This is a genomic window from Pseudomonas sp. P2S-1, from assembly GCF_057197725.1.
In genome coordinates, this window is sequence record NZ_CM170068.1 from 5,008,118 (window position 1) to 5,033,803 (window position 25,686).

Here is a 25,686-nt window from a genome sequence, read left to right on the forward strand (position 1 = left end):
CGGTGCACGCGATACCTGTGGGAGCTGGCTTGCCAGCGATAGGGCCCTGAAGGTCAATACAGGGCTATCAGCCCGGATCCCGGAAATCCGGATGGAAATCCGCCGGCACCGCCACACTGACCTTGTCCCGGGTCGCGATATCAATCCCCTCGCTGGCCACTTCCGCGAGGAAATCGATCTGCTCCGGGGTAATCACATAGGGCGGCAGGAAATACACCACACTGCCCAGCGGACGCAACAGCGCACCACGGGTCAGGGCATGTTCGAAGACCTTCAGGCCACGGCGCTCCTGCCACGGATAGGCGGTCTTGCTCGCCTTGTCCTGGACCATCTCGATGGCCAGGGCCATCCCGGTCTGCCGTACCTCGGCCACGTGCGGATGATCCACCAGGTGGGCCGTAGCGGTCGCCATGCGCTGGCTCAGGGCCTTGTTGGCCTCGATCACGTTGTCCTGCTCGAAGATATCCAGGGTCGCCAGCGCCGCCGCACAGGCCAGCGGGTTGCCGGTGTAGCTGTGGGAGTGCAGGAAGGCGCGCAGGGTCGGGTAATCGTCGTAGAAGGCGCCGTACACCTCGTCGGTGGTCAGGCAGGCGGCCAGGGGCAGGTAACCGCCGGTCAGGGCCTTGGACAGGCACAGGAAGTCCGGACGGATGCCGGCCTGCTCGCAGGCGAACATGGTCCCGGTACGGCCGAAGCCCACGGCGATCTCGTCGTGGATCAGGTGCACCTCATAGCGGTCGCAGGCCTCGCGCAGCAGCTTGAGGTACACCGGGTGATACATGCGCATGCCGCCGGCGCCCTGGATCAGCGGCTCGACGATCACCGCAGCGATGCTTTCGTGGTGTTCCGCCAGGGTTTGTTCCATGGCCGCGAACATTGTCCGCGAGTGTTCTTCCCAGCTCACGCCCTCGGGGCGCAGGTAGCAGTCCGGGCTCGGCACCTTGAGGGTGTCCAGCAGCAGCGCCTTGTAGGTCTCGGTGAACAGCGGCACATCGCCCACCGACATCGCCGCGATGGTCTCGCCGTGGTAGCTGTTGCTCAGGGTGACGAAGCGCTTCTTCTCCGGGCGGCCCTTGTTCAGCCAGTAGTGGAAGCTCATCTTCAGCGCCACTTCGATGCACGACGAACCGTTATCGGCGTAGAACACCCGGTTCAGGCCATCCGGAGTGATCTTCACCAGGCGTTCGGACAGCTCGATCACCGGCTGGTGGCTGAAACCGGCAAGGATCACGTGTTCCAGTTGGTCAACCTGGTCCTTGATGCGCTGGTTGATCCGCGGATTGGCGTGGCCGAACACGTTCACCCACCAGGAGCTCACCGCATCCAGGTAGCGGTTGCCCTCGAAGTCCTCCAGCCACACGCCTTCGCCGCGCTTGATCGGGATCAGCGGCAGCTGCTCGTGGTCTTTCATCTGGGTGCAGGGATGCCACAGGACCTTGAGGTCGCGGTCCATCCACTGTTGATTGAGGCCCATCGGCTTGTACTCCTGGCGTCGCGGGGTGGGAAACCCGGACAAGCCTAAGCAAAGGATGGGATCAGGACAATGTCGGTTTAGGTTTTCTGCCGTTTCGCAGCAAGACAGTTCGGCCCCTGCTGCTGGCGGGCCTACGTGGCGTGACGTATTCTTCGGCGTCATGTTCAGCGGGGATTCTTCCCCGTTTTTTTCTGCCTTGAAATCCGGAGTTCGACGAATGTCTGCTGGTTGGCTGCGCGGCTGCGCGCTGGTGTTTATCGGGTTGTTCAGCGCGGGGGCGATGGCGGCGACCAAGACCCCCACGGCCATCGTGGTCGGCGGCGGACTGGCGGGGCTCACGGCGGCCTATGAGCTGCAGAACAAGGGCTGGCAGGTCACCCTGCTGGAGGCCAAGCCCGGCATCGGCGGGCGCTCGGGCCTGGCCACCAGCGAGTGGATCGGCAACAGCAAGGTGCAGCCGGTACTGAACAAGTACCTGGACAACTTCAAGCTCACCACCCTGCCGGCGCCGGAGTTCGTGCGGACCCCGAGCTACCTGATCGACGGCGAATATTTCAGCGCCGCCGACCTGGCGACCAAGCAGCCGGCCACCGCCGAGGCGCTGAAACGCTACGAGAAAACCCTCGATGACCTCGCCGCGTCCGTCAGCGACCCGGAAAACCCGAAGGCGACCAGCACCCTGTTCGCCCTCGACCAGATCACCGTTTCCGCCTGGCTGGACAAGCTGCAACTGCCGGCCACCGCGCGGCAACTGGTCAACCAGCAGATCCGTACCCGCTATGACGAGCCGTCGCGCCTGTCGCTGTTGTATTTCGCCCAGCAGAGCCGCGTCTACCGTGGCGTCAATGACCGTGACCTGCGCGCCGCCCGTCTGCCCGGCGGCAGCCCGGTACTGGCCCAGGCCTTCGTCAAGCAACTGAAAACCATCAAGACCAGTTCGCCGGTCACCGCCATCAGCCAGGACAAGGACGGCGTGACCGTCAAGGTCGGTGGCGTTGGCTACCAGGCCGACTACCTGGTACTGGCCGTGCCGCTGCGTGCGCTGGCGAAGATCCAGCTGACCCCGGGCCTGGACGACAAGCACCTTGCGGCCCTCAAGGGCACCAACTACGGCTGGCGCGACCAGTTGATGCTGAAGTTCAAGACCCCGGTCTGGGAAAGCCGCGCGCGCATGTCCGGCGAGATCTACAGCAACGCCGGCCTCGGCATGCTGTGGATCGAACCGGCGCTCAAGGGTGGCGCCAACGTGGTGATCAACCTGTCCGGCGACAACGCCCGGGTGATGCAGGCGTTCGGTGACAAGCAGATGGTCGACCAGGTACTGATCCGCCTGCATGCCTTCTATCCACAGGCGCGAGGCTCGTTCAGCGGCTACGAGATTCGCCGCTACAGCACCGATGCCGGTACCGGCGGTTCCTACCTGGCCTACGGCCCCGGCCAGATCAGCAAGTACTGGCGCCTGTGGGAGACGCCGGTGCAGCGCATCGCCTTTGCCGGCGAGCACACCGACGCCCTGTATCCCGGCACCCTGGAAGGCGCGCTGCGCAGCGGCCAGCGCGCGGCGGGGCAGGTGCAGGACCTGGCGGCGGGCAAGTCGTTCGATGCCAAGCCGGTCGTGGCGGCTGCGGCGGCGGGTGCTGCGGTAGCGGCGGCGGGCAAGGGCAAGGAAGAGAAGGGCGGGTTCTTCTCGCGGCTGTTCGGTGGTGGGGATGAGAAGCCTGCTGCGGAAACGGCCAAAGCGGCGGAAACGGCGGTGGCGCCTGTTGCTCCAGCCCCGGCCCCGGCGGCTCCCGTTGCTCCGGCTCCGGTGGTGAAGGAAGAGCCGGTCAAGGTTGCTCCGGCGGCCAAACCGGCGCCGGTGAAGAAGGCTGAGACCAAGCCGGCTCCGAAGAAGCCTGCTGCTACTCATGCGCCAGCCAAGAAGACTGAAGCGAAAGCAGCGCCGGCCAAGAAACCGGCGGCTGACACTAAGGCCAAGGCGGGCTGACTGCCGCAATCGCTGGCAAGCCAGCTCCCACAGGTTCAGCACAGGCCTCAAGACTTGTGCAGTACCTGTGGGAGCTGGCTTGCCAGCGATGAGGCCCTCTGCAACACCTCATTTCCAAAGCCCTTCGCAATCCTCCAAAACCCCGTCTACAGTCTTCCCCCCGGCCTTAATGTTTCCTTAACGCCTCTTGCTCAGACTAAGCATCTATTTTTCCGATAGTTAATAGCGAAATTTTCCGCTTCCTATCGATAAATAACCGGTTAGTCTTGGCAGCAATTCTTACGGGGATCCCGGCAAATGCAGCTTCGCAATTCATCTTCTCGCTATGGCCTGATCAGCATGTTCCTGCATTGGGGCATTGCCCTGGCAGTGTTCGGGCTGTTCGGGCTGGGGCTCTGGATGGTCGGTCTGGATTACTACAGCACCTGGCGCCACACCGCGCCGGAACTGCACAAGGGCATCGGCCTGACCGTGCTGGCGCTGATGCTGCTGCGGGTGGTCTGGCGTTTCGTCAGCCCGCCGCCACCGGCGCCGGCCAACCACGGCACGCTGACCCGCGTGGCCGCCAAGCTTGGGCACCTGCTGCTGTATGTCGGTCTGTTCGCCGTTTTGATCGCCGGCTACCTGATTTCCACCGCCGATGGCGCGGGAATCCCGGTATTCGGTCTGTTCGAAGTGCCAGCACTGGTTTCCGGCCTGCCCGATCAGGCTGATATCGCTGGCGTGATTCATCTCTATCTGGCCTGGGGACTGGTGGTGTTCGCCGTCCTGCACGGGCTGGCCGCTGTGAAACACCACTTTATCGACCGTGATGCGACCCTGACGCGCATGCTGGGCCGCAAGGCTTGATGTTCAACCTCCACTCAAAGGAATCGAAAGAATGTTGAAAAAGACTTTTGCCGCTCTGGCACTGGGTACCGCTCTGCTCTCGGCTGGCCAGGCAATGGCCGCCGACTACAAGATCGACAAGGAAGGCCAGCACGCATTCGTCGACTGGAAGATCAGCCACCTGGGCTACAGCTTCATCCACGGTACCTTCAAGGACTTCGACGGTTCCTTCTCCTGGGATGCCGCCAAGCCTGAAGCGAGCAAGATCAGCGTCGACCTGAAGACCGCCAGCGTCTGGTCGAACCACGCCGAGCGTGACAAGCACATCGCCAGCGCCGACTTCCTCGACGTGAAGAAATACCCGGACGCCAAGTTCGTCTCCACCGCGGTGAAATCCACCGGCGAGAAAACCGCTGACGTCACCGGCGACCTGACCCTGCACGGCGTGACCAAGCCGGTCACCTTCAAGGCCACCTTCAACGGTGAAGGCAAGGATCCATGGGGCGGCGAGCGTGCCGGCTTCAACGCCACCACCACCCTGAACCTGAACGACTTCGGCATCAAAGGCCCAGGCCCGTCCTCCCAGACCCTGGACCTGGATATCTCGGTCGAAGGTGTGAAGCAGAAGTAATTTCTGCCTTGCCAACAAAAACGCCGCCCTCAGGGGCGGCGTTTTTTTTAGCTGTAAGCTGCAAGTCATAAGCTGCAAGTAAGAGCGGGCGTGATGCTTGCCTGCTTTTTCTTGCAGCTTGAAGCTTGGAGCTTGGAGCTTGGGGCTGTGAGTCAGCGATTGCGGGTCAGCAACGCTGGCTTCTCACCCCGAGGACGGCTCGGCAGTTGCTCCAGCTGTTCCATGGACGGGAAACGATCGATCTTCGATTCCTTGTGCATGATCTTCGGCTGGTTCTGCTGCGGCTGGCCTTCACGCGGGCTGCGTACGGCCGGCTCCTGACGATCGTCACGGGCCGGACGGCGGTTGTTGCTGCCATCGCGACGCGCCTGGCCGCCACCATTGCTGCGCGCGCCGCCACGTTTCTCGCCATTGGCACCGCCGCCGTTGTTGCTGCGCGGCTGACCCGAACCACCGCCATTGCTGCGCGGCTGACCACCACGAGCCTGGCCGCCACCGTTGCCGGCACCGGCCTGGGCGCCCGGACGACGATTGCGACCCTGGCCGCCCTTGTTCTGGTAGGGGCTGACGTAGTCGGCGCGGTTGCCGAAGTTGTCCACGTCGTCATCCAGGAACTCTTCCGGATCACGATTGGCCGGAGCAGCCGGTGCGCCCTGCTGGGCGTTCTGCTGCTGGCGCGGCTTGCGATCCCGTGGCTTGCGCTGTTCCTGGCGGCCGCCAGCGGACTTCTCGGCAGGCTTCTCGCCCGCCGGCCTGGCGTCCTTGTTGCTGTCTTTCTCTTTGCCCTTGTCCTTGCCTTTGTCCTTGCGGCCACCGGCATTGCTGCCGTCGGCGCGCTGGCCACGGCGCTGGTTGTTCTGCGGGCGTGGCTCGCGCACTTCCGGCTTCTCGGCCTCGACGGCGGAGATGTCGAAGCCCATCAGGTCGCCATCCGGGATCTTCTGGCGAGTGACGCGCTCGATGCTCTTGAGCAGTTTTTCTTCATCCGGCGCGACCAGCGAGATGGCCTCGCCGGAGCGGCCCGCACGACCGGTACGGCCGATACGGTGGACGTAGTCTTCCTCGACGTTCGGCAGCTCGAAGTTGACCACGTGCGGCAGTTGGTCGATATCCAGGCCGCGGGCGGCGATATCGGTGGCGACCATGATCCGCACGGCGCCCGACTTGAAGTCGGCCAGGGCCTTGGTGCGGGCGTTCTGGCTCTTGTTGCCGTGGATCGCGGCGGCGGTCAGGCCGTGCTTTTCCAGGTACTCGGCCAGGCGGTTGGCGCCGTGCTTGGTGCGGGTGAAGACCAGCACCTGTTCCCAGGCGCCAGCGGTGATCAGGTGCGCCAGCAGGGCGCGCTTGTGGCTGGCCGGGAGGCGGAACACGCGCTGCTCGATACGCTCCACCGTGGTGTTCGGCGGGGTGACTTCGATGCGTTCGGGGTTGTGCAGGAGCTTGTCGGCGAGGTCGGTGATGTCTTTCGAGAAGGTCGCCGAGAACAGCAGGTTCTGGCGCTTGGCCGGGAGGCGGGCGAGGACCTTCTTCACATCGTGGATGAAGCCCATGTCGAGCATGCGGTCGGCTTCGTCCAGCACCAGGATCTCGACGTGGCTGAGGTCGACGCTACCCTGGCCGGCCAGGTCCAGCAGGCGACCCGGGCAGGCGACGAGCACGTCGACACCACGGGACATGGCCTGGACCTGCGGGTTCATGCCGACGCCGCCGAAGATGCAGGCGCTGACGAATTTCAGGTCACGGGCGTAGATCTTGAAGCTGTCGTGGACCTGGGCAGCCAGTTCGCGGGTCGGGGTCAGGACCAGTACGCGCGGCTGGCGCGGGCCGTGACGCTGCGACTTGTCCGGGTGACCACCCGGGAACAGGCGCTCGAGGATCGGCAGGGCGAAACCGCCGGTCTTGCCAGTACCTGTCTGTGCCGCGACCATCAGGTCGCGTCCTTGCAACACGGCGGGAATCGCCCGCTGTTGCACCGGAGTCGGCTGGGTGTAGCCCGCAGCCTCGATAGCGCGGACTAGAGCCTCGGAGAGACCGAGGGAAGCAAAGGACATGAGAAATCCTGTTCTAGTAAGGGCTGTGCCCGATGGGATGATCGTGCCTGGCGCGAAGGGCATCGGGGGCGATGCTGTCGCGTCCGGTCCTGCTGGTCTGCCTGTGCATTCGAAGGTCGGGATGCGTTGTTCAGGGGCCAGCGTCCGGGCGTAAGCCTGGCGGAAAGGCCCGAGTATAACAGAGCAATCAGGGAGTGCTGCGTTCCTGCTGCTCAACGGCTTCTGTATTCGTCGTTATTACATGGCCATAGCGCGCCTGCAGCTCGGCGTAGGCCGGTTCCTGCTTGAAACGCCGCAGTTCGGCGGCGAAACGCTGGGCCAAAAGGTCCATGCCGGCGTTGCGGCGCACCGCCAGGTACTGTTTCTGCCGGCTGACCACCAGCGGCAGCTCGCTGATGCGGTCCTGCAGGCCCAGCTGGTCGAGCATGTAGCGGCCAACCCGGCGGTCGGTGATCAGCAGGTCGATGCGCCCGCGCAGCAGCTTGCCGAAGTTGGCTTCCTGGGTCGGCGCCGCCTCGCGGCGGAACAGCGGCGATTGCAGGAAACCGGCGCCATAGTCGTAGCCGGCGGAGGTGCCGACGGTCAGGTCCTTCAGGTCTTCCAGCGACTCGACGTCGTGGGGCCGGTCATTGGCCTGGAACAGCACGAACTCCACCACCGACAGCGGCTCGCTGGGGTAATACAGCTGGCTGCTGCGTGCTGCGTTCTGGAAAATGTCGATCACGCCGTCGGCCAGGCCCTGGTCGACCATCAGCATGCAGCGCTTCCACGGCATGAACTCCCAGCGCACTTCCACGCCCAGGCGCTTGAACACCTCGGCGGTGACTTCGTAATCGATGCCCTTGGCCTCGCCGTTTTCCTCATAGACATAGGGCGCCCAGGGGTCGCTGACGATGCGCAACTGTTCCGCACGGGCCAGCAGGCTCATGCAGCTCAACAGCAGGGCGGTCAGCAGGTAGGCGAATCTGGGCATTGGCGGACAGGCCGGAGGGGCAAAAAGAAGGCGATGGTGCCACAACGCATGGACACCATCGCCATCTGGATCAACGGGGCAGCTTGAGGTTGTTCCAGATCGCCAGGCTAGGTTCGGCCTGGTTCAGGGTGTAGAAGTGCAGGCCCGGTGCGCCGCCTTGCAGCAGTTGTTCGCACATGCGGGTGATGACCTCTTCGCCAAACGCCTGGATGCTCTTGGCGTCGTCGCCGTAGGCTTCCAGTTGCTTGCGGATCCAGCGCGGGATCTCGGCGCCACAGGCGTCGGAGAAGCGTGCCAACTTGCTGTAGTTGGTGATCGGCATGATCCCCGGGACCACCGGGATCTTCACCCCCAGCTTCTGCACGCGTTCGACGAAGTAGAAGTAGCTTTCGGCGTTGAAGAAGTACTGGGTGATGGCGCTGTCGGCGCCGGCCTTGGCCTTGCGCACGAAGTTCGCCAGGTCGTCCTCGAAGTTGTGCGCCTGCGGATGCATCTCCGGGTAGGCGGCAATTTCGATATGGAACTGGTCGGCGGTTTCGGCGCGGATGAATTCCACCAGCTCGTTGGCGTAGCGCAGCTCGCCGCTGGCCATGCCCATGCCGGAGGGCAGGTCACCGCGCAGGGCGACGATGCGCTTGATCCCGGCGGCCTTGTACTGGGCCAGCAGGGCGCGCAGGTCTTCCTTGCTGTCGCCGACGCAGGACAGGTGCGGCGCAGCCGGGACCTTCACTTCGCTTTCCAGCTGCAGCACGGTGTTCAGGGTGCGGTCACGGGTCGAACCGCCGGCCCCGTAGGTGCAGGAGAAGAAATCCGGGTTGTAGCTGGCCAGCGTGCGAGCGGTGGCGAGCAGTTTTTCATGTCCAGCGTCGGTCTTGGTCGGGAAGAACTCGAAGCTGTAACGGCGTTCCTGAGTCATTTGACGTTCCTTTCAGCCGCAAGCCTCAAGCGGCAAGCGGCAAGAAAAAAGCAGGAGCGGCGCGAACCGCTTCTGCTTGAACCTTGCTACTGGCCGCTTGCAGCTGCTGTTAGTAGCGGTAGGCGTGAGGCTTGAACGGACCTTCGACGGTCACGCCGATGTACTCGGCCTGTTTCGGGGTCAGCTGGGTGATCACGCCGCCGAAGCCGCGAACCATTTCCAGGGCCACTTCTTCGTCGAGTTTCTTCGGCAGGACTTCGACGGTCAGGCGCTCGGCTTTCTTCTCGGCGCTCAGGTCGGCGAACTTCTGGGCGAACAGGAAGATCTGCGCCAGTACCTGGTTGGCGAAGGAACCGTCCATGATCCGGCTCGGGTGACCGGTGGCGTTGCCCAGGTTCACCAGGCGGCCTTCGGCCAGCAGGATCAGGTAGTCGTCGTTCTGCGGATCGAAGTCACCGGCACCGGTACGGTGGATCTTGTGGACCTGCGGCTTGACCTCTTCCCATGCCCAGTTCTTGCGCATGAAGGCGGTGTCGATTTCGTTGTCGAAGTGACCGATGTTGCAGACCACGGCGCGTTTTTTCAGCGCTTTGAGCATGTTCGCGTCACAGACGTTGACGTTGCCGGTGGTGGTCACGATCAGGTCGATCTTGCCCAGCAGGGCGGCGTCGATGCTGGCTTCGGTACCGTCGTTGATACCGTCCTTGAACGGCGAGACCACTTCGAAACCGTCCATGCAGGCCTGCATGGCGCAGATCGGGTCGACTTCGGTGACCTTGACGATCATGCCTTCCTGACGCAGGGACTGGGCCGAGCCCTTGCCCACGTCACCGTAGCCGATCACCAGGGCCTGCTTGCCCGACAGCAGGTGGTCGGTGCCGCGCTTGATGGCATCGTTCAGGCTGTGACGGCAGCCGTACTTGTTGTCGTTCTTGCTCTTGGTGACCGAGTCGTTGACGTTGATCGCCGGGATCTTCAGCTCGCCCTTGGCCAGCATGTCCAGCAGGCGGTGCACGCCGGTGGTGGTCTCTTCGGTGACGCCATGGATCTTGTCCAGCATTGCCGGGTATTTCTTGTGCAGGATTTCGGTCAGGTCGCCGCCGTCGTCGAGGATCATGTTGGCGTCCCATGGCTGACCGTCCTTGAGGATGGTCTGCTCGATGCACCACTCGTACTCTTCCTCGGTTTCACCTTTCCAGGCGAACACAGGAATGCCGGCGGCGGCGATGGCGGCTGCGGCCTGGTCCTGGGTGGAGAAGATGTTGCAGGACGACCAGCGCACTTCGGCACCCAGGGCAACCAGGGTTTCGATCAGCACGGCGGTCTGGATGGTCATGTGGATGCAGCCGAGGATTTTCGCGCCCTTCAGAGGCTGCTCTTCCTGGTACTTGCGGCGCAGGCCCATCAGCGCAGGCATTTCCGACTCGGCGATGATGGTTTCGCGACGGCCCCAGGCGGCCAGGGAGATGTCGGCGACCTTGTAGTCGTTAAAACCTGCAGGCGTGTTTACAGCGCTCATTGAGAGCCTCCATTCGTAGTGTGCGAATGGGCGCCGTTGTGCGTTGAGAGTCCGCAAGGCTGCCTGCGGACAACGCCCCGACCGAGCCTGACAGGATCGAACCTGCTGCAGCGCCCCTCGGTCGGGTGGCGGGAGCGACGGCCGCAGTGGACCCTCGCCGGGTAAAAACGCGGGGATTATAGCCGGGCTTTTGTGTCGGCCCAAGGACAAAAACGGCGTGCGCGACCGGTGACGGGGAAATGGGCCTACAAAGCTCATGGTCAAGGTGCTGGCAAATAGGTCTAGGATGTACAGGCAGGGCCGCCAGGGCCCATTCTTGACACGCCAGGCCGTTCCAGGAGCACGCATGAATTTCCATACCCGCAAGTGGGTAAAACCCGAAGACCTCAACCCCAACGGCACCCTGTTCGGTGGCAGCCTGCTGCGCTGGATCGACGAGGAAGCGGCGATCTACGCGATCGTCCAGCTGGGCAACCAGCGTGTGGTGACCAAGTACATTTCCGAGATCAACTTCGTCAGTGCCTCGCGCCAGGGCGACATCATCGAACTGGGCATCACTGCCACCGAGTTCGGGCGCACGTCCATCACCCTCAGCTGCGAAGTGCGCAACAAGATTACCCGCAAGGCGATCCTGACCGTGGACAAGATGGTCTTCGTCAACCTCGGTGAGGATGGACTGCCGGCGGCTCATGGGCGGACCGAGATCAAGTATATCCAGGACCAGTTTCCGGACAGCGCCGTCGAGTGACTGACTTGAGGGCCTCATCGCTGGCAAGCCAGCTCCCACAGGGTTTTGCAGCGACTCGGACCCTGTGGGAGCTGGCTTGCCAGCGATTGCGGTCTATCAGGTTGCGGGTTGCTCGCTGACACCCTTCACGACCCGACCCACCGTCAACCCCTGCACCAGGATCGACGACAGCACCACGATGTAGGTGATCGACAGCAGCAGGTCGCGCTCCTCACCCACCGGCAGCGACAGCGCCAGGGCCACCGAAACACCTCCGCGCAACCCACCCCAGGTCAGTACCCGGATGGTGCCTTTCGGCACGCTGCGCCAGCGCCGCAACAGGACGATCGCCGGGGCCACGGTCAGCAGCCGCGACGCCAGCACCGCCACCGCCAGCACGCCACCCGCCGCCAGGTGCAACCAGTTGAACGGCAGCAGCAACAGTTCCAGCCCGATCAGGGCGAACAGCAGGGCGTTGAGCATGTCGTCGATCAGTTCCCAGAAACCGTCCATGTAGCGCCGGGTCATGTCGTTCATCGCCAGGTTGCGCCCCAGGTTACCGATGATCAGGCCGGCCACCACCATGGCGATCGGCGCCGACACGTGCAGTTCGTAGCACATCGCCGAGCCACCGATGACCAGGGCCAGGGTCAGCATCACTTCCACCTGGTACTGCTCGATGCTCTTGATCATGCGGTAGGTGGCATAGCCGATCACCGCGCCGAAGACCACGCCGCCGACCGCCTCGCGAGCGAACAGGAGGGCGGTGTCGGACACGCTCGGGGTCTCGCCGAGCTGGATGATGCCGAGCAATACGGTGAACACCACCACCGCCGTGCCGTCGTTGAACAGCGACTCGCCAACGATGGTGGTCTTCAGCGGTTTCGAGGCATTGGCGGTACGCAGGGCGCCGAGCACCGCGATCGGGTCGGTCGGCGAGATGAGCGCGCCGAACAGCAGGCAGTAGATCAGGCTGACGTTCCAGCCGAACATGGCAAAGACCCAGTGGGCCAGGAAGCCGATCACCACGGTGGCGATCAGCACGCCAAGGGTGGCCAGCAGGCCGATCGGCCAGCGGTAGCTGCGCAGGTCGGTGAGGTTGACGTGCAGGGCGCCGGCGAACAGCAGGAACGACAGCATCCAGTGCATCAGCAGGTCATTGAAATCGATCTGGTTCATCAGGCCTTCGACCCGCTCTTCCAGGCCGGGGAAGCCGATCAGGCTCAAGCCCTGGAGCATCAGGGAGAACAGCAGGGCGGTGACCATCACGCCGATGGCCGGGGGCAGGCCGATGAAGCGGTAGTTCACGTAGGTGAGGAGGGTGGTGAGGCAGATAAACGCGGCAACTAATTCGAGCATCCTGATTCCTGTAACAGCTTCCAATGTCGGTGCCCGCTCACGACGGGCACAATGTTTGATGGCTTTTTGATTGCCTCAAGACACAGTTTTTTTCAATGCCGCGATTGACAGCGCGCTGGCTGTTTTGTTGCGGGTGGTTGAAACTCCGCCCTCTGGTGAGCGGACCCGGTCCGTGGAAGGCGAAGGAATCGAGACGTGGTAGCGACCTCCCTGGTGCTTGTCGCGGCACTGTTGCATGCAACCTGGAACACCCTGGTCAAGTTCAGCGGCGAGCGCCTGCTGATGATCGCCAGCATGGACAGCGTGGCGTTGCTGTTCGCCCTGGTCATGGTGGGGTTCGTGCAGCCTCCGCCTGCTGAAATCTGGCCCTGGTTGCTGGCGTCGGCGTTTTTCGAACTGGTCTATCGCTTCCTGCTGATCCAGGCCTACAAGGTCGGCGACCTCGGCCTGGTCTACCCGCTGATGCGCGGTTTGTCGCCGCTGGTGGTGCTGGCCCTGACCCTGGTGTTTGCCGGCGAGGACCTGAGCAGCCAGCAGATCATCGGCATTCTCCTGATCCCCTGCGGCATGGCCTGCCTGTTGTGGCGGGGTGGCGGTGGTGATCGCCTGCCCTGGAGCATGTTGCCGGTGGTGGCGCTGATCGGCCTGTGCATCGGTTGCTACACCTGGCTCGATGGCCAGGCAATCCGCCGCTGGGCCCAGCCACTGGATTACCTGGTGTGGCTGACCCTGGCCTGTTCCCTGCCGTTCCCGGTGATTGCCGGCGTTGCCCGCCGCGCGCCCTTCGTGGCGTTCTGGCGTACCCAGTGGAAGCTCGGGCTGACGGTCGGCGTGTGCGTTTTGCTCAGCTACGCTCTGGTGCTGTGGGCCATGCAACTGGGCTCGGTGGCGGAGGCGGCGGCGTTGCGCGAGGTCAGCGTGATCCTCGTGGTGCTGATGGGCATGCGCTACCTCAAAGAACCTTTCGGCGGCCCCAGGCTCTTAGCCTGTGCGCTGGTGCTGGTCGGCATGCTGGTGATGAAGCTCTGACCCTAATTTTTTTCGACCCTGACAAGGACCTGAACCCATGACCGTCGCTTTCTGGTGCGTGCTGATCGCCCTGATCCTGCCTTACGTCTGCGTGAGCATTGCCAAGTTCACCACTGGCTTCAATCTGCGCGACAACCATGATCCGCGTACCTATCTGGCCGGGCTGGAGGGTTTGCCGAAGCGCGCCAATGCGGCGCAGATGAACAGTTTCGAGATTCTCCCGGCGTTTATCGCGGCGGTGCTGATCGCGGATATCGTCGGCAATGCCGAGCAGGTGACCCAGGATGTGCTGGCGGTGTTGTTCATCACCAGCCGGTTGCTGTTCATCATCTGCTACCTGGCGGACTGGGCGGCGCTGAGGTCGTTGGTGTGGTTCGTGGGGATCGGGCTGATTGCGGGGTTCTTTATCGCTTCTGTGTGATCTTTAGGGCCCTATCGCTGGCAAGCCAGCTCCCACAGGCACCGCGAACCCTGTGGGAGCTGGCTTGCCAGCGATAGGGCCCTAAAGAGCAACCTATTACTTGGCTTCAGTCTGAGGAACAGCAGGCAACGCCGCCCCCTTCGGCCACAACAACCAGATCTGCCCCGCCTGCTTCATATCCCCGGCCAGCTTGCCCGCCGCTTCACCCGTTCCCCAGAACAGGTCCGCGCGCACCTCGCCGGTAATCGCCCCGCCAGTGTCCTGCGCCGCCACCGGCCGCACCACCGGGCTGCCATCGGGACGGGTGGTGGACAGCCACAGCAGGCTGCCCAGCGGAATCACCTTGCGGTCGATCGCCACGCTGTAGCCCGCCGTCAGCGGCACGTTCAGCGACCCACGCGGCCCTTCGTTGCTGTCCGGCCGCGCGCCGAAGAACACATAGCTCGGGTTGCTCGCCAGCAGTTCCGGCACCCGCGCCGGATTGGCCATGGCCCAGGCATGGATGGCGCCCATGGTCACGTCTTCCTTCTTCAACTGACCCTGCTCCACCAGCCAGCGCCCGATCGGACGATAGGGGTGTCCGTTCTGGTCGGCATAACCCAGGCGCAGTTGCCGGCCATCCTCCAGTTGCACCCGGCCCGAGCCCTGGATCTGCAGGAACTGCAGGTCCATCGGGTCGGTCAGCCAGGCCACTACCGGTGCTTTTACGCCCTGGCGCTGGATCACTTCGGCGGTGTCGTAGGGCTTGAGCACCCGGCCTTCGAGACGACCGCGCAGGCGCTTGCCCTTGAGTTCCGGGTAGATGCTGTCGAGGTTGACCACGATCAGGTCGTCAGGAATGCCATAGACCGGCACATGCGCCTGCTCGGTGCGGGTGACGCTGCCCGGATAGACCGGTTCGTAATAGCCGGTGATCAGGCCGCTGGCGTTGTTGTCGCCGTTGCGCAGGCTGTAGACCTCCAGCCGGGCTCCGAGGAATTCGCCGATCTGCCGGGCATCCGCCGGCACGTTGGCGGCGGCGGCGCAGGTCTCGGCCCAGACCGGATCGCGCTTGAGCCGCTCGCAGGCGCTGCGCCAGGATTCGAAGCCGGCCACCAGGTCGCTGTCGCTGACGGTCGGCAGGTCTTTCCAGGTGGCGTGGGTGTAGGTGGCGATCGGGTGCGGCCTGGACTGTTCCGGGGCGCTGCCGTTGCAACCGGCGAGCAGGGCGCAAAGGGAAAGGGTCCAGCCGAGGCGGCGCAGGGGCAGTTTCATGCAGTATTTCCTTGGTGTTGGTCGCGGTGCTGACGGCGGGCGAACAACCTTGGTTTTCTTGAGGGTATTGGTCTTTGCCGGTCAGGCGAGGATACTGGCCGCCTTTTTTCCCGTGAGCCGAATGACCATGTTGCTCAAACGTTGTTCCGTCGTACTGCTGGCCTGCCTGACCCTGACCGCCTGTGGCGGTGTCGATCCGAACTCGCCGCTGGGCCAGCGCAAGGCCATTTTCAAACAGATGCTCAAGACCAGCGAGGACATGGGCGGCATGCTGCGTGGCCGCCTGGCATTCGACGGACAGAAATTCGCGGAAGGGGCGGTCAAGCTCGATGCGTTGTCCCACGAGCCGTGGAAACATTTCCCACAGGTCAAGGAGACGGATGATACCAGCGCGCGGGCGGATGTCTGGGAGAAACAGGCGCGATTCCAGGAGCTGGCGCGACAGTTGGAAGGGGCGACGGGGGAATTGGTCGAGGCGAGCAGGGCCCAGCCTTTGCAGGCTGCGGCGGTGCAAGCGCCGATGGACAAGGTGGAGGCGGCTTGCAAAGCCTGTCATACCGAGTTCAGGAATCATTGATTCCTTTTGTTTCTGAGGGCCTCATCGCTGGCAAGCCAGCTCCCACAGGTCCGGCGGTGCACGCGGTCACTGTGGGAGCTGGCTTGCCAGCGATAGGGCCCTGAAGACCAGCCTATTTCTCCAATTCTTCAACAGCCGCCTGAAGCTCCCTGTTCGCCTCGGCCAGCTTGTCCTTGCGCTTGTTGATCTTCTCGGCGTCGCCTTTCTTCATGGCCTTGTCCAGGTCCTTCTTGCGCTGGGCCACTTCATGGCGGGCATCCAGCACCTTCTGTTCCCGCTCCTTGCGCAGCCCGGCGTCGGTGCAGTGGGCCTGCACTTCGCTCAGGGCCCGCTCCAGGCCGGCCTGCTGTTCGGCATTGCCATGCAGGCGGGCCTGCTCGATCTGGGCAGTGATGCTCTGCTGCTTGGCGGCGCAGCCGGTCAGGCCCGGTTGGTCCTCGATGGCCATGACAGGTGCGGCCATTACGGCGCAGAGGGCGAACAGGGCCAATGGGGAAATCGATTTCATGAAAAGCTCCGTTATCGGGCATGCAGAACCCGTGATGCTGCCCTGATCCTGTGGATTTAGAAACCCTGGATTGCTTCCTCACCCAGATTGGCGGCAAGGCTTCTGACCTGTGGATGCTGGAAAAACGCCACCAACTGCTGCGCCCGCAGCGGTCCGATACCCGCCTCCTGCTGCCATTGCGACGCGTCCCGCACTGCCAGTTCGGCCCATGAAGCGCCCAGGTCCAGTCCGCGGGGGGCGGGTACACCGAGTGCCCGCACCCAGTACTGGAAGGGCTTTTCCCTGCCTTGCTGGAAGGCCTGGTGCAACTGCCCGCTGCGACGCCCGGCGATGCCGTCGACCCCCAGCAGGTCCTCCGGCTGCAGGATGATCCAGTCCACCAGGCTGTTCAGTTGCCCGTCCTCCACCAGTTTGCGCCAGGTTCCGGGGCCGACGCCGCGCAGGTTCAGGCCGCCCTTGCCCGCCAGCCACTCCAGGCGCTCGACGAATTGCCCTTCGCAACCGGCTGTCGGCTGCCAGCAGCTCAACGGGTGATAGCTGTCCGCCTGAGGCGGCTGTACCACGTTTTGCCGTGGCCCGCGTTGCGCCACGCGATCGAGACGGGGAATGGTCAGCCCGGCCAGGCTCAGGACAACCTGGTCGCCGGGCTGGACGTCCAACGCCTGCCAGCGCTGCAACGAGCCGGCGCTGACCTGGCGGACCAGGCGATCATCGAGGCGCACCGGGTCGAGCTGGACTACCGGGGTGATGCGCCCGGTCCGCCCGACACGGAACTCCACCCCGCGCACCTCCGCCAGGGCCTGGGCAAAGGGGTATTTCCAGGCGGCGCTCCAATGCGATGAACCGACCTGCCAGCGCGCCGCTGGTGGCTGCCGGCTCTGTTGCAGGACCACGCCGTCGCTGGCGAAAGGCAGCGGCGAGCGGTACCAGTGCTGGCGCCAATGAGCGAGCTGGGCAAGGTCGGCGACCGGCTGGCTGAACCTTTCGGTATTGGCCAGGCCGAGGGCGGTGAGCAAGGCAAAGCGCTGGCGGGGATCCTTCGGGCCATCCGGCCAGGCCCAGATGAACAGGTCCAGGCCGTCGGCCTCCGCCGCGTCGATCGCCTGGCGCGCCATCAGTCCGGCCACCCGGCTGCGCAGGTTGAGGCTGCCGGCCTGGGCCTGGACATGGCCGTCCTGGCGCCAGAACAGCTCCCCTTGCAGGGTCAGGTGGCGCGGGCTGGCGAGTTCGCGCAGGCCGGCAGGCAAGGCCGGGATATGCCGGCTCCAGTCATGCCCGTGAAGGCCGTCGCCGCGGCTGGTCAACTGGATCAGCCTGCCGCTGCGGTACACCAGGGTCACGGCCACGCCATCGACCTTGGGCTGGACCCACAGGTCCGTGCGCCCTTGCAGCCAGGCGGCAACGGCCTGTTCGTCGGCGAGCTTGTCGAGCCCGGTATGTGGCACCGGATGACGGACCGGTCCGGCCGCTGCAGCCAGTGGGTTGGCCGGGGCAAGGCTGGTTTGCGGAAAACACTCGTGCAGTTGGCGCAGGCGAGCCGCGTACTGGTCGTACAGTTCGTCGCTGATCGGTGATTGGCCAGTGCCGTGGTACTGGCGGTCCCACTCGGCAACGCGTGCTTGCAGTTCAGCAATGCGCAGGGTGGCAGTGGCTTCGGACCAGTCGGGGCAGTCGCTGGCGAAGACGAAGGGGGTGAAGCAGCACAACAGCAGGGCAGTGAGTCGTGACATCTGGAGCGTCCTTGCTCTTCGGAAAGGTCGCCACAGCCTAGGAAGGCACGCCCGAACTGGCTCGCCCAGCTTTGTCAGGCGGTGTTTCGCAGCCACGAAAAAGCCCCGGCCAGAGCACTGGCCGGGGCTTTCCTGAAGCCTTTACCGGGTATTACAGGCCAGCAGCGGCGCGCAGGGCGTCAACGCGGTCGGTACGTTCCCAGGTGAAGGTGGTGAAGGTGTCGTCGCCGACGGTCTTCTGCTGCGGGGTACGGCCGAAGTGACCGTAGGCCGCGGTTTCCTGGTACATCGGATGCAGCAGGTCGAGCATGGTGGTGATCGCGTACGGACGCAGGTCGAAGCACTCGCGCACCAGCTGGACGATCTTCTCGTCGGAGATCTTGCCGGTGCCGAAGGTGTTCAGCGAGATCGAGGTCGGCTGGGCCACGCCGATGGCGTAGGAGACCTGGATTTCGCAACGCTCGGCCAGGCCGGCGGCGACGATGTTCTTGGCCACGTAGCGACCGGCGTAGGCGGCCGAACGGTCAACCTTGGACGGGTCCTTGCCGGAGAACGCGCCGCCACCGTGACGGGCCATGCCGCCGTAGCTGTCGACGATGATCTTGCGACCGGTCAGGCCGCAGTCGCCCACCGGGCCGCCGATGATGAACTGGCCGGTCGGGTTGATGTGGAACTGGGTGCCCTTGTGCAGCAGTTCGGCCGGCAGGGTGTGCTTGACGATCAGCTCCATCACCGCTTCCTGCAGGTCTTTTTGCGAGACCTCAGGGTTGTGCTGGGTCGACAGGACGACCGCGTCGATCCCCACGACCTTGCCGCCTTCGTAGCGGCAGGTGACCTGGGACTTGGCGTCCGGACGCAGCCACGGCAGCAGGCCGGACTTGCGCGCTTCGGCCTGGCGCTCGACCAGGCGGTGGGAGAAGCAGATCGGTGCTGGCATCAGCACGTCGGTCTCGTTGCTGGCGTAGCCGAACATCAGGCCCTGGTCGCCGGCGCCCTGGTCTTCAGGCTTGCTGCGGTCAACGCCCTGGGCGATGTCCACGGACTGCTTGCCGATGATGTTCATCACCGCGCAGGTGGCGCCGTCGAAACCGACGTCGGAGCTGTTGTAGCCGATGTCGGTGATGACGTTGCGGACGATGTCTTCCAGGTCGACCCAGGCCGAGGTGGTGACTTCGCCGGCGATGATGGCGACACCGGTCTTGACCAGGGTTTCGCAGGCCACGCGGGCGTATTTGTCTTGCGCGATGATGGCGTCCAGCACCGCGTCAGAAATCTGGTCGGCGATTTTGTCCGGATGCCCTTCAGATACGGACTCGGAGGTGAAAAGGGAGTATTCGCTCATCTCGACGGGTTCCTGAATTTACTGATGGTGAGTGTTGCCAGTCGGTCGCTGGAAATGGCGAACCTGGAGCTGGAAACCATTACGTAGGCCCACATAGAGGCTGTCTCCGGGAGCCAGTCCCGCAGCGCACGCCCAACGAAGCAGGTCGTCCTGTTCAAAGCCCAGCCAGAGGTCGCCGCAGGCTTCGCGGGCCCACCCCTGGTCGTGGCTGCATAACTCGGTAAGCAACAGGCTGCCGCCTGGTTTGACGCGTTCGGCCAGTTGCCCGAGGGCGGCGGCCGGGTCGCTGAAGTGGTGCAGGACCATGTTCAGCACGACGCAATCGGCCTGGCCTTCGCTGCTCTGGCCTTCGGTGCTACCGAGTGCATCGGCCAATTGCAGGTTTACGTTAGCCAGGCGTTCGCGCTGGCAGACCTGGCGCGCCAGCTCGAGCATGGTCGGGCTGTTGTCCAGCGCGGTGACCCGGGCGAAGCGGCGGGCCAGTTCCGGCAGGAATTCGCCGTCGCCAGGACCGACTTCAAGGGCCGTGGCGCCGGGCTCGAAGCTCAGCTTGTCGAGCAGGGCCAGCAGGCTTTCGCGGTACTGGGCGAGGCCGGCGATCAGGTCTTGCTGGGCGCGGAACTTCTCTTCCACACGCAGGAAGAAGTCCTGGCGGGTGGCCGCGCGGCGCTGCTGGACCTGGCCAATGCGTGCCTGCATCTCGCCCGGCAGCGGCAAGCCATCGACCTCTTCGAGCAGCGCGGCGTGCAGCTTGCCGCCGAGGCTGAGGCCGTCGGGCAGGGCGCGGCGGTAGAAGATCGCGTTGCCTTCGCGACGGGTCGCCACCAGCTCGGCCTGGGCCAGCACCTTGAGGTGATGGCTCATGCCGGACTGGCCGATGGCGAAGATCTGCGCCAGCTCCAGCACGCCGAAGGAGTCGTTGGCCAGGGCGCGCAACACGTTCAGGCGCAGGGCATCGCCGCCGGCCTTGCACAGGGCGGCCAGACGTTCGCTTTGCTGCTGATCGGGAACGGTTGCGGGGCTATTCATAGGGGCGGCAGTCTAGTCAGGCCAAACCGCACCCGCAAGACCAATATCAAAAAGTTTTGATATTGCGCGATGGGCGGAGGGAAAAGCGCCGACGGCGCAGGCATTTTCGGCTGTTTCGTCGGTCAAACCCCGGAATCGCCCGGCAATCGCAGGAAAATCGTTCCAGTTCGACCATCCGTGATTGCCCCCGGGCCATGGCTGGGCGAAAATAGCCGCCTTTTTTTCCGTCAGTTCCTTTTCCAGTTTCCAGGAGACAAGCGATGCCGAGCCGTCGTGAGCGTGCCAACGCCATTCGTGCACTGAGCATGGATGCCGTGCAAAAAGCCAACAGCGGCCATCCCGGTGCCCCAATGGGCATGGCGGATATCGCCGAAGTGCTGTGGGGTGATTTCCTCAAGCACAACCCGGCCAACCCGAGCTTCGCCGACCGTGACCGTTTCGTCCTGTCCAACGGTCACGGCTCGATGCTGATCTACTCGCTGCTGCACCTGACCGGCTACGACCTGTCGATCGACGACCTCAAGGCCTTCCGCCAGCTGCACAGCCGTACCCCGGGCCACCCGGAATTCGGCTACACCCCGGGCGTCGAGACCACCACCGGCCCGCTGGGCCAGGGCCTGGCCAACGCCGTCGGCTTCGCCATCGCGGAAAAAGTCCTGGGCGCCCAGTTCAACCGTGAAGGCCACAAGGTCGTCGACCACAACACCTACGTGTTCCTCGGCGACGGCTGCATGATGGAAGGCATTTCCCATGAAGTCGCTTCCCTGGCCGGTACCCTGGGCCTGGGCAAGCTGATCGCCTTCTACGACGACAACGGCATCTCCATCGACGGTGAAGTCGAAGGCTGGTTCACCGACGACACGCCGAAGCGTTTCGAAGCCTACAACTGGCAGGTGATCCGCAACGTCAACGGCCACGATGCCGACGAGATCAAGACCGCCATCGAGACCGCCCGCAAGAGCGAGCAGCCGACCCTGATCTGCTGCAAGACCATCATCGGTTTCGGTTCGCCGAACAAGCAGGGCAAGGAAGACTGCCACGGCGCTCCGCTGGGCAACGACGAAATCGCCCTGGCGCGCAAGGAACTGAACTGGAACCACGGTCCGTTCGAAATCCCTGCCGACATCTATGCCGAGTGGAACGCCCGCGAAGCTGGCGCCAAGGCCGAAGCCGAGTGGAACCAGCGTTTCGACGCCTACGCCGCTGCCTTCCCTGAACTGGCCGGCGAGCTCAAGCGCCGCCTGAACGGCGAGCTGCCAGCCGACTTCGCCGACAAGGCCGCTGCCTATATCGCCGAAGTCGCGGCCAAGGGCGAGACCATCGCCAGCCGTAAAGCCAGCCAGAACACCCTGAACGCCTTCGGCCCGCTGCTGCCTGAACTGCTGGGCGGCTCCGCCGACCTGGCCGGTTCCAACCTGACCCTGTGGAAAGGCTGCAAGGGCGTCAGCGCCGAAGACGCCAACGGCAACTACATGTTCTACGGCGTGCGCGAGTTCGGCATGACCGCGATCATGAACGGCGTCGCCCTGCACGGCGGCCTGGTGCCTTACGGCGCGACCTTCCTGATGTTCATGGAATACGCCCGCAACGCCGTGCGCATGTCGGCACTGATGAAGCAGCGCGTGATCCACGTCTACACCCACGACTCCATCGGTCTGGGCGAAGACGGTCCGACCCACCAGCCGATCGAACAGCTGACCAGCCTGCGCAGCACGCCGAACCTGGACACCTGGCGTCCAGCCGACGCCGTCGAATCGGCGGTGTCCTGGAAACACGCCCTGGAGCGCAAGAACGGCCCTTCGGCGCTGATCTTCTCGCGCCAGAACCTGCAGCACCAGGACCGCGACGCCCAGCAGATCGCCGATATCGCCCGTGGTGGCTATGTCCTCAAGGACTGCGCCGGCGAGCCTGAGCTGATCCTGATCGCCACCGGTTCCGAAGTGGGCCTGGCCGTGCAGGCGTTCGACAAGCTGAGCGAGCAGGGCCGCAAGGTTCGCGTCGTCTCGATGCCGAGCACCAGCGTGTTCGACGCCCAGGACGCTGCCTACAAGCAGTCGGTCCTGCCGCTGCAGGTGGGTGCACGTATCGCCATCGAAGCCGCCCATGCCGACTTCTGGTACAAGTACGTTGGCCTGGAAGGTCGTGTGATCGGCATGACCACCTACGGTGAATCGGCTCCGGCCGCTGCACTGTTCGAAGAGTTCGGCTTCACCCTGGAGAACATCCTGGGCACCGCCGAAGAGCTGCTGGAAGACTGATACAAGGATCCGTGGCGCCACGCCCCGGTTCGCGCCAAGCCCGACCCCGCCGTCACGCGGGGCCGGGCTTGCCCGCGACTGGGGCGGGGCAAATCCCGCGGGTTGCACCCATGATCTGTCCGTGAGTCCCCAATGCCCCAACCGCGTCCCTACAGAGTTGCACTCAATGGTTATGGCCGTATCGGCCGTTGCGTCTTGCGCGCACTCGTCGAGCGGGGGGCGAAGGCGGGCTTCGAGATCGTTGCGCTGAACGATCTGGCCGACCAGGCCAGCCTCGAATACCTGACACGTTTCGACTCCACCCACGGGCGTTTCCCCGGTGAGGTGAAGGTCGATGGCGACTGTCTGCATATCAATGGCGACTGCGTGAAAGTCTTGCGCAGTGCCACCCCCGAGGGCATCGACTGGGCGGCGCTGGATGTCGATCTGGTCCTGGAATGCTCCGGGGCCTACAACACCCGCGCCGATGGCCAGCGTTTCCTCGACGCCGGCGCGCCGCGGGTACTGTTCTCGCAACCGATGGCCAGCGAAGCCGATGTCGATGCCACCGTGGTCTACGGCATCAACCAGGAGTGCCTGGACGGCAGCGAGACCCTGGTCTCCAACGCCTCCTGCACCACCAACTGCGGCGTGCCGCTGCTGCGCGTGCTGGATCGGGCGTTCGGCATCGACTACGTGTCGATCACCACCATCCACTCGGCGATGAACGACCAGCCGGTGATCGACGCCTACCACCACGAAGACCTGCGCCGCACGCGTTCGGCCTTCCAGTCGGTGATCCCGGTGTCCACCGGGCTTGCCCGCGGCATCGAGCGCCTGCTTCCGGAACTTGTCGGGCGAATCCAGGCCAAAGCCGTGCGAGTGCCGACAGTGAACGTGTCGTGCCTGGACATCACCCTGCAGACCACCCGCGACACCACGGCCGCCGAGGTCAACCAGGTGCTGCGCGAGGCCGCCCTGAGCGGGCCGCTGCAGGGGCTGCTGGCCTATACCGAGCTGCCGCACGCCAGTTGCGATTTCAACCATGACCCGCATTCGGCCATCGTCGATGCCAGTCAGACCCGTGTTTCCGGCCCCCGTCTGGTGAACCTGCTGGCCTGGTTCGACAACGAATGGGGGTTCGCCAACCGTATGCTCGACGTAGCCGATCATTTTCTGCGCGTCGTCGACAACCGCCAACGCACCACCAGCAAACAGCCCTGAAGGACTGCATTCATGACCGTTTTGAAGATGACCGACCTCGACCTGCAAGGTAAGCGCGTACTGATCCGCGAAGACCTCAACGTCCCTGTGAAGGACGGTGTGGTTGCCAGCGACGCGCGCATCCTTGCTTCGCTGCCGACCATCAAGCTGGCCCTGGAGAAGGGCGCGGCGGTGATGGTCTGCTCGCACCTGGGTCGTCCGACCGAAGGTGAATTCTCCGCCGAGAACAGCCTGAAGCCGGTCGCCGACTACCTGAGCAAGGCCCTGGGCCGCGAAGTGCCGCTGGTCGCCGACTACCTGGACGGCGTCGAGGTCAAGGCCGGCGACGTCGTGCTGTTCGAGAACGTGCGCTTCAACAAGGGCGAGAAGAAGAACGCCGACGAACTGGCGCAGAAATACGCCGCCCTGTGCGACGTATTCGTCATGGACGCCTTCGGCACCGCCCACCGCGCCGAGGGTTCGACCCATGGCGTAGCCAAGTTCGCCAAGGTCGCCGCTGCCGGCCCGCTGCTGGCGGCCGAGCTGGACGCCCTGGGCAAGGCCCTGAAAGCCCCGGCCAAGCCGATGGCGGCCATCGTTGCCGGCTCCAAGGTCTCCACCAAGCTGGACGTGCTGAACAGCCTGAGCCAGATCTGCGACCTGCTGATCGTCGGTGGCGGCATCGCCAACACCTTCCTCGCCGCTGCCGGCCACAAGGTCGGCAAGTCGCTGTACGAAGCCGACCTGGTCGACACCGCCAAGGCCATCGCGGCCAAGGTCAACGTGCCGCTGCCGGTTGACGTGGTGGTCGCCAAGGCCTTCGCCGAAGACGCCGAAGCCACCGTCAAGGCGGTTGCCGACGTGGCTGACGACGACATGATCCTCGACATCGGCCCGCAGACTGCCGAGCAGTTCGCCGAGCTGCTGAAATCGTCGAAAACCGTGCTGTGGAACGGCCCGGTCGGCGTGTTCGAGTTCGACCAGTTCGGCAACGGCACCAAGACGCTGGCCAAGGCCATCGCCGACAGCGCCGCGTTCTCCATCGCCGGCGGTGGCGACACCCTGGCGGCCATCGACAAATATGGCGTGGCAGCTGATATCTCCTACATTTCTACCGGTGGCGGCGCCTTCCTCGAATTCGTCGAAGGCAAGGTCCTGCCGGCCGTGGAAGTGCTGGAACAGCGGGCCAAGGCCTGAGCCGGCGCGGCACTGGTAAAGGGAGCGAACCGATGATCAAGCGACTGTCCCTGATGGTCATGACTGTTGCACTGGGCGCCTGCTCCAGTGCGCCCGAGTCCGCTTCCGACAAGCCGGCCGCCGAAAAGGGCGGCTGCTACCAGTCCGAATGGCAGGCCGAAACCGTACCGGTGATCAGCAAGCGCGTCGGTCCGGACGGCCTGGAGAAATACGACGAAGAACATCAGCGCCAGGCCAAGGGCTGCCCTTGATCGGCTGACGTCAACCTGTCGCCTGCTTTGTGGTCTGCTGGAGGAATGGAATGAAAGGCGTTCTGGCCGTGATGGCCTTGGCGATACTCGCGGGATGCGCAAGCTTCAGGTCCGAGCCCCCGGTGGCCGACAACTGGGCCACCTGGACCTGCGACAGCAAGGCCCAGGTGCTCTGGCGCCAGGTGGGCAACGAGATGGACGTACGCCTTGGCGGCGGCGACCAGGTCTACCGGCTCAAACCCGAGCCGGCAGGTTCCGGGGCGCTGTACAGCGATGGCGTACTGGCCTTTCACACCCAGGGCGATGAGGGCCTGGTGTATTGGGTCGCGACCAACGATTTGATAGGGCGGGGCTGCAAGGCACCGTGACTGGCCGGGCCGGCCTTGCGTGCCGGCCCACACAACTTGAACAGCAACCGCCGCTGCGGCAGGCTTGCATGAAAT

23 protein-coding genes and 1 riboswitch are annotated in these 25,686 nt (G+C 64.3%); of the genes, 12 read left to right on the plus strand and 11 right to left on the minus strand.

The features are described 5' to 3' along the window. Positions 1–67: 67 nt before the first annotated feature. Positions 68–1,474, minus strand: coding sequence for an adenosylmethionine--8-amino-7-oxononanoate transaminase (locus AC2CQI_RS22500; RefSeq protein WP_075804851.1), 1,407 nt, complete (start codon positions 1,472–1,474; stop codon positions 68–70). 217 nt (positions 1,475–1,691) lie between these two features. Between AC2CQI_RS22500 and AC2CQI_RS22505 the strand changes: the two genes are divergently transcribed. The 3 genes from AC2CQI_RS22505 (at position 1,692) to AC2CQI_RS22515 (ending at position 4,920) form a co-directional block, all read left to right on the plus strand. Continuing rightward, positions 1,692–3,461, plus strand: coding sequence for a flavin monoamine oxidase family protein (locus AC2CQI_RS22505; RefSeq protein WP_075804850.1), 1,770 nt, complete (start codon positions 1,692–1,694; stop codon positions 3,459–3,461). A 297-nt stretch (positions 3,462–3,758) separates the two neighbouring features. Continuing rightward, the gene (locus tag AC2CQI_RS22510) at positions 3,759–4,310 is read left to right on the plus strand and encodes a cytochrome b (protein ID WP_075804849.1); all 552 of its coding nucleotides are present in this window, start codon (positions 3,759–3,761) and stop codon (positions 4,308–4,310) included. 31 nt (positions 4,311–4,341) lie between these two features. Then, complete coding sequence (locus AC2CQI_RS22515; protein ID WP_075804848.1) at positions 4,342–4,920, plus strand: YceI family protein; 579 nt, start codon at positions 4,342–4,344, stop codon at positions 4,918–4,920. A gap of 152 nt (positions 4,921–5,072) precedes the next feature. Here AC2CQI_RS22515 and rhlE2 read toward each other — a convergent pair whose 3' ends face one another. The 4 genes from rhlE2 to ahcY all read right to left on the minus strand — a co-directional run bounded on the left by rhlE2 (position 5,073) and on the right by ahcY (position 10,379). After that, positions 5,073–6,971 carry an RNA helicase RhlE2 gene (gene rhlE2, locus AC2CQI_RS22520; RefSeq protein WP_484577921.1) on the minus strand — a complete coding sequence of 633 codons (1,899 nt, stop codon included), beginning with the start codon at positions 6,969–6,971 and terminating at the stop codon, positions 5,073–5,075. Positions 6,972–7,158: 187 nt separating this feature from the next. Continuing rightward, a complete protein-coding gene (locus AC2CQI_RS22525; RefSeq protein WP_484577922.1) occupies positions 7,159–7,944 on the minus strand; it encodes a substrate-binding periplasmic protein in 786 nt (261 codons plus the stop codon). Between the two features lie 70 nt (positions 7,945–8,014). Then, entirely contained in the window at positions 8,015–8,860 is an 846-nt protein-coding gene (gene metF / locus AC2CQI_RS22530; protein ID WP_075804846.1) for a methylenetetrahydrofolate reductase [NAD(P)H], read from the minus strand. A 109-nt stretch (positions 8,861–8,969) separates the two neighbouring features. After that, positions 8,970–10,379: an adenosylhomocysteinase gene (ahcY, locus tag AC2CQI_RS22535; RefSeq protein WP_075804845.1), complete on the minus strand. Its 1,410-nt coding sequence runs from the start codon at positions 10,377–10,379 to the stop codon at positions 8,970–8,972. Between the two features lie 21 nt (positions 10,380–10,400). Continuing rightward, positions 10,401–10,504, minus strand: a riboswitch (S-adenosyl-L-homocysteine riboswitch). Between the two features lie 221 nt (positions 10,505–10,725). Here ahcY and AC2CQI_RS22540 point away from each other — a divergent pair. Beyond that, a complete protein-coding gene (locus tag AC2CQI_RS22540; protein WP_075804844.1) occupies positions 10,726–11,127 on the plus strand; it encodes an acyl-CoA thioesterase in 402 nt (133 codons plus the stop codon). Between the two features lie 96 nt (positions 11,128–11,223). Here the strand turns inward: AC2CQI_RS22540 and AC2CQI_RS22545 are convergent, their stop codons facing one another. Further along, complete coding sequence (locus AC2CQI_RS22545; RefSeq protein WP_075804843.1) at positions 11,224–12,465, minus strand: cation:proton antiporter; 1,242 nt, start codon at positions 12,463–12,465, stop codon at positions 11,224–11,226. Between the two features lie 195 nt (positions 12,466–12,660). On the opposite strand from AC2CQI_RS22545, the gene AC2CQI_RS22550 reads away from it, so the two are divergent. Further along, complete coding sequence (locus AC2CQI_RS22550; protein ID WP_075804842.1) at positions 12,661–13,494, plus strand: EamA family transporter; 834 nt, start codon at positions 12,661–12,663, stop codon at positions 13,492–13,494. Between the two features lie 37 nt (positions 13,495–13,531). Beyond that, the gene (locus AC2CQI_RS22555) at positions 13,532–13,915 is read left to right on the plus strand and encodes an MAPEG family protein (protein WP_075804841.1); all 384 of its coding nucleotides are present in this window, start codon (positions 13,532–13,534) and stop codon (positions 13,913–13,915) included. A gap of 96 nt (positions 13,916–14,011) precedes the next feature. Here AC2CQI_RS22555 and mltA read toward each other — a convergent pair whose 3' ends face one another. Continuing rightward, on the minus strand, positions 14,012–15,169 hold the full coding sequence (gene mltA / locus AC2CQI_RS22560; protein WP_484577923.1) for a murein transglycosylase A: 1,158 nt from the start codon (positions 15,167–15,169) through the stop codon (positions 14,012–14,014). Positions 15,170–15,296: 127 nt separating this feature from the next. Between mltA and AC2CQI_RS22565 the strand changes: the two genes are divergently transcribed. Further along, complete coding sequence (locus AC2CQI_RS22565) at positions 15,297–15,746, plus strand: c-type cytochrome (protein WP_075804986.1); 450 nt, start codon at positions 15,297–15,299, stop codon at positions 15,744–15,746. 112 nt (positions 15,747–15,858) lie between these two features. On the opposite strand, the gene AC2CQI_RS22570 is transcribed toward AC2CQI_RS22565, so the two are convergent. The 4 genes from AC2CQI_RS22570 to AC2CQI_RS22585 form a co-directional block, all read right to left on the minus strand. Further along, entirely contained in the window at positions 15,859–16,254 is a 396-nt protein-coding gene (locus AC2CQI_RS22570) for a DUF1090 domain-containing protein (RefSeq protein ID WP_075804839.1), read from the minus strand. Between the two features lie 56 nt (positions 16,255–16,310). Continuing rightward, a complete protein-coding gene (gene ligB, locus AC2CQI_RS22575; RefSeq protein WP_484577924.1) occupies positions 16,311–17,984 on the minus strand; it encodes an NAD-dependent DNA ligase LigB in 1,674 nt (557 codons plus the stop codon). A gap of 151 nt (positions 17,985–18,135) precedes the next feature. Next, a complete protein-coding gene (metK, locus tag AC2CQI_RS22580) occupies positions 18,136–19,326 on the minus strand; it encodes a methionine adenosyltransferase (RefSeq protein ID WP_009399333.1) in 1,191 nt (396 codons plus the stop codon). 18 nt (positions 19,327–19,344) lie between these two features. Further along, positions 19,345–20,355, minus strand: coding sequence for an ArsR/SmtB family transcription factor (locus AC2CQI_RS22585; RefSeq protein WP_484577925.1), 1,011 nt, complete (start codon positions 20,353–20,355; stop codon positions 19,345–19,347). Between the two features lie 260 nt (positions 20,356–20,615). Here AC2CQI_RS22585 and tkt point away from each other — a divergent pair, with 260 nt between their 5' ends. The 5 genes from tkt to AC2CQI_RS22610 all read left to right on the plus strand — a co-directional run bounded on the left by tkt (position 20,616) and on the right by AC2CQI_RS22610 (position 25,611). Further along, the gene (gene tkt, locus AC2CQI_RS22590) at positions 20,616–22,613 is read left to right on the plus strand and encodes a transketolase (RefSeq protein ID WP_484577926.1); all 1,998 of its coding nucleotides are present in this window, start codon (positions 20,616–20,618) and stop codon (positions 22,611–22,613) included. 132 nt (positions 22,614–22,745) lie between these two features. Continuing rightward, positions 22,746–23,816 (plus strand): erythrose-4-phosphate dehydrogenase, encoded by a 1,071-nt coding sequence (epd, locus tag AC2CQI_RS22595; protein WP_075804835.1) that lies wholly within the window; start codon positions 22,746–22,748, stop codon positions 23,814–23,816. A gap of 12 nt (positions 23,817–23,828) precedes the next feature. Next, positions 23,829–24,992, plus strand: coding sequence for a phosphoglycerate kinase (locus AC2CQI_RS22600; protein WP_484577927.1), 1,164 nt, complete (start codon positions 23,829–23,831; stop codon positions 24,990–24,992). Positions 24,993–25,024: 32 nt separating this feature from the next. Beyond that, positions 25,025–25,243, plus strand: a complete 219-nt coding sequence (locus AC2CQI_RS22605; RefSeq protein WP_484577928.1) for a hypothetical protein — start codon at positions 25,025–25,027, stop codon at positions 25,241–25,243. Between the two features lie 50 nt (positions 25,244–25,293). Beyond that, positions 25,294–25,611 carry an MliC family protein gene (locus AC2CQI_RS22610; RefSeq protein ID WP_075804832.1) on the plus strand — a complete coding sequence of 106 codons (318 nt, stop codon included), beginning with the start codon at positions 25,294–25,296 and terminating at the stop codon, positions 25,609–25,611. Positions 25,612–25,686 lie beyond the last annotated feature (75 nt).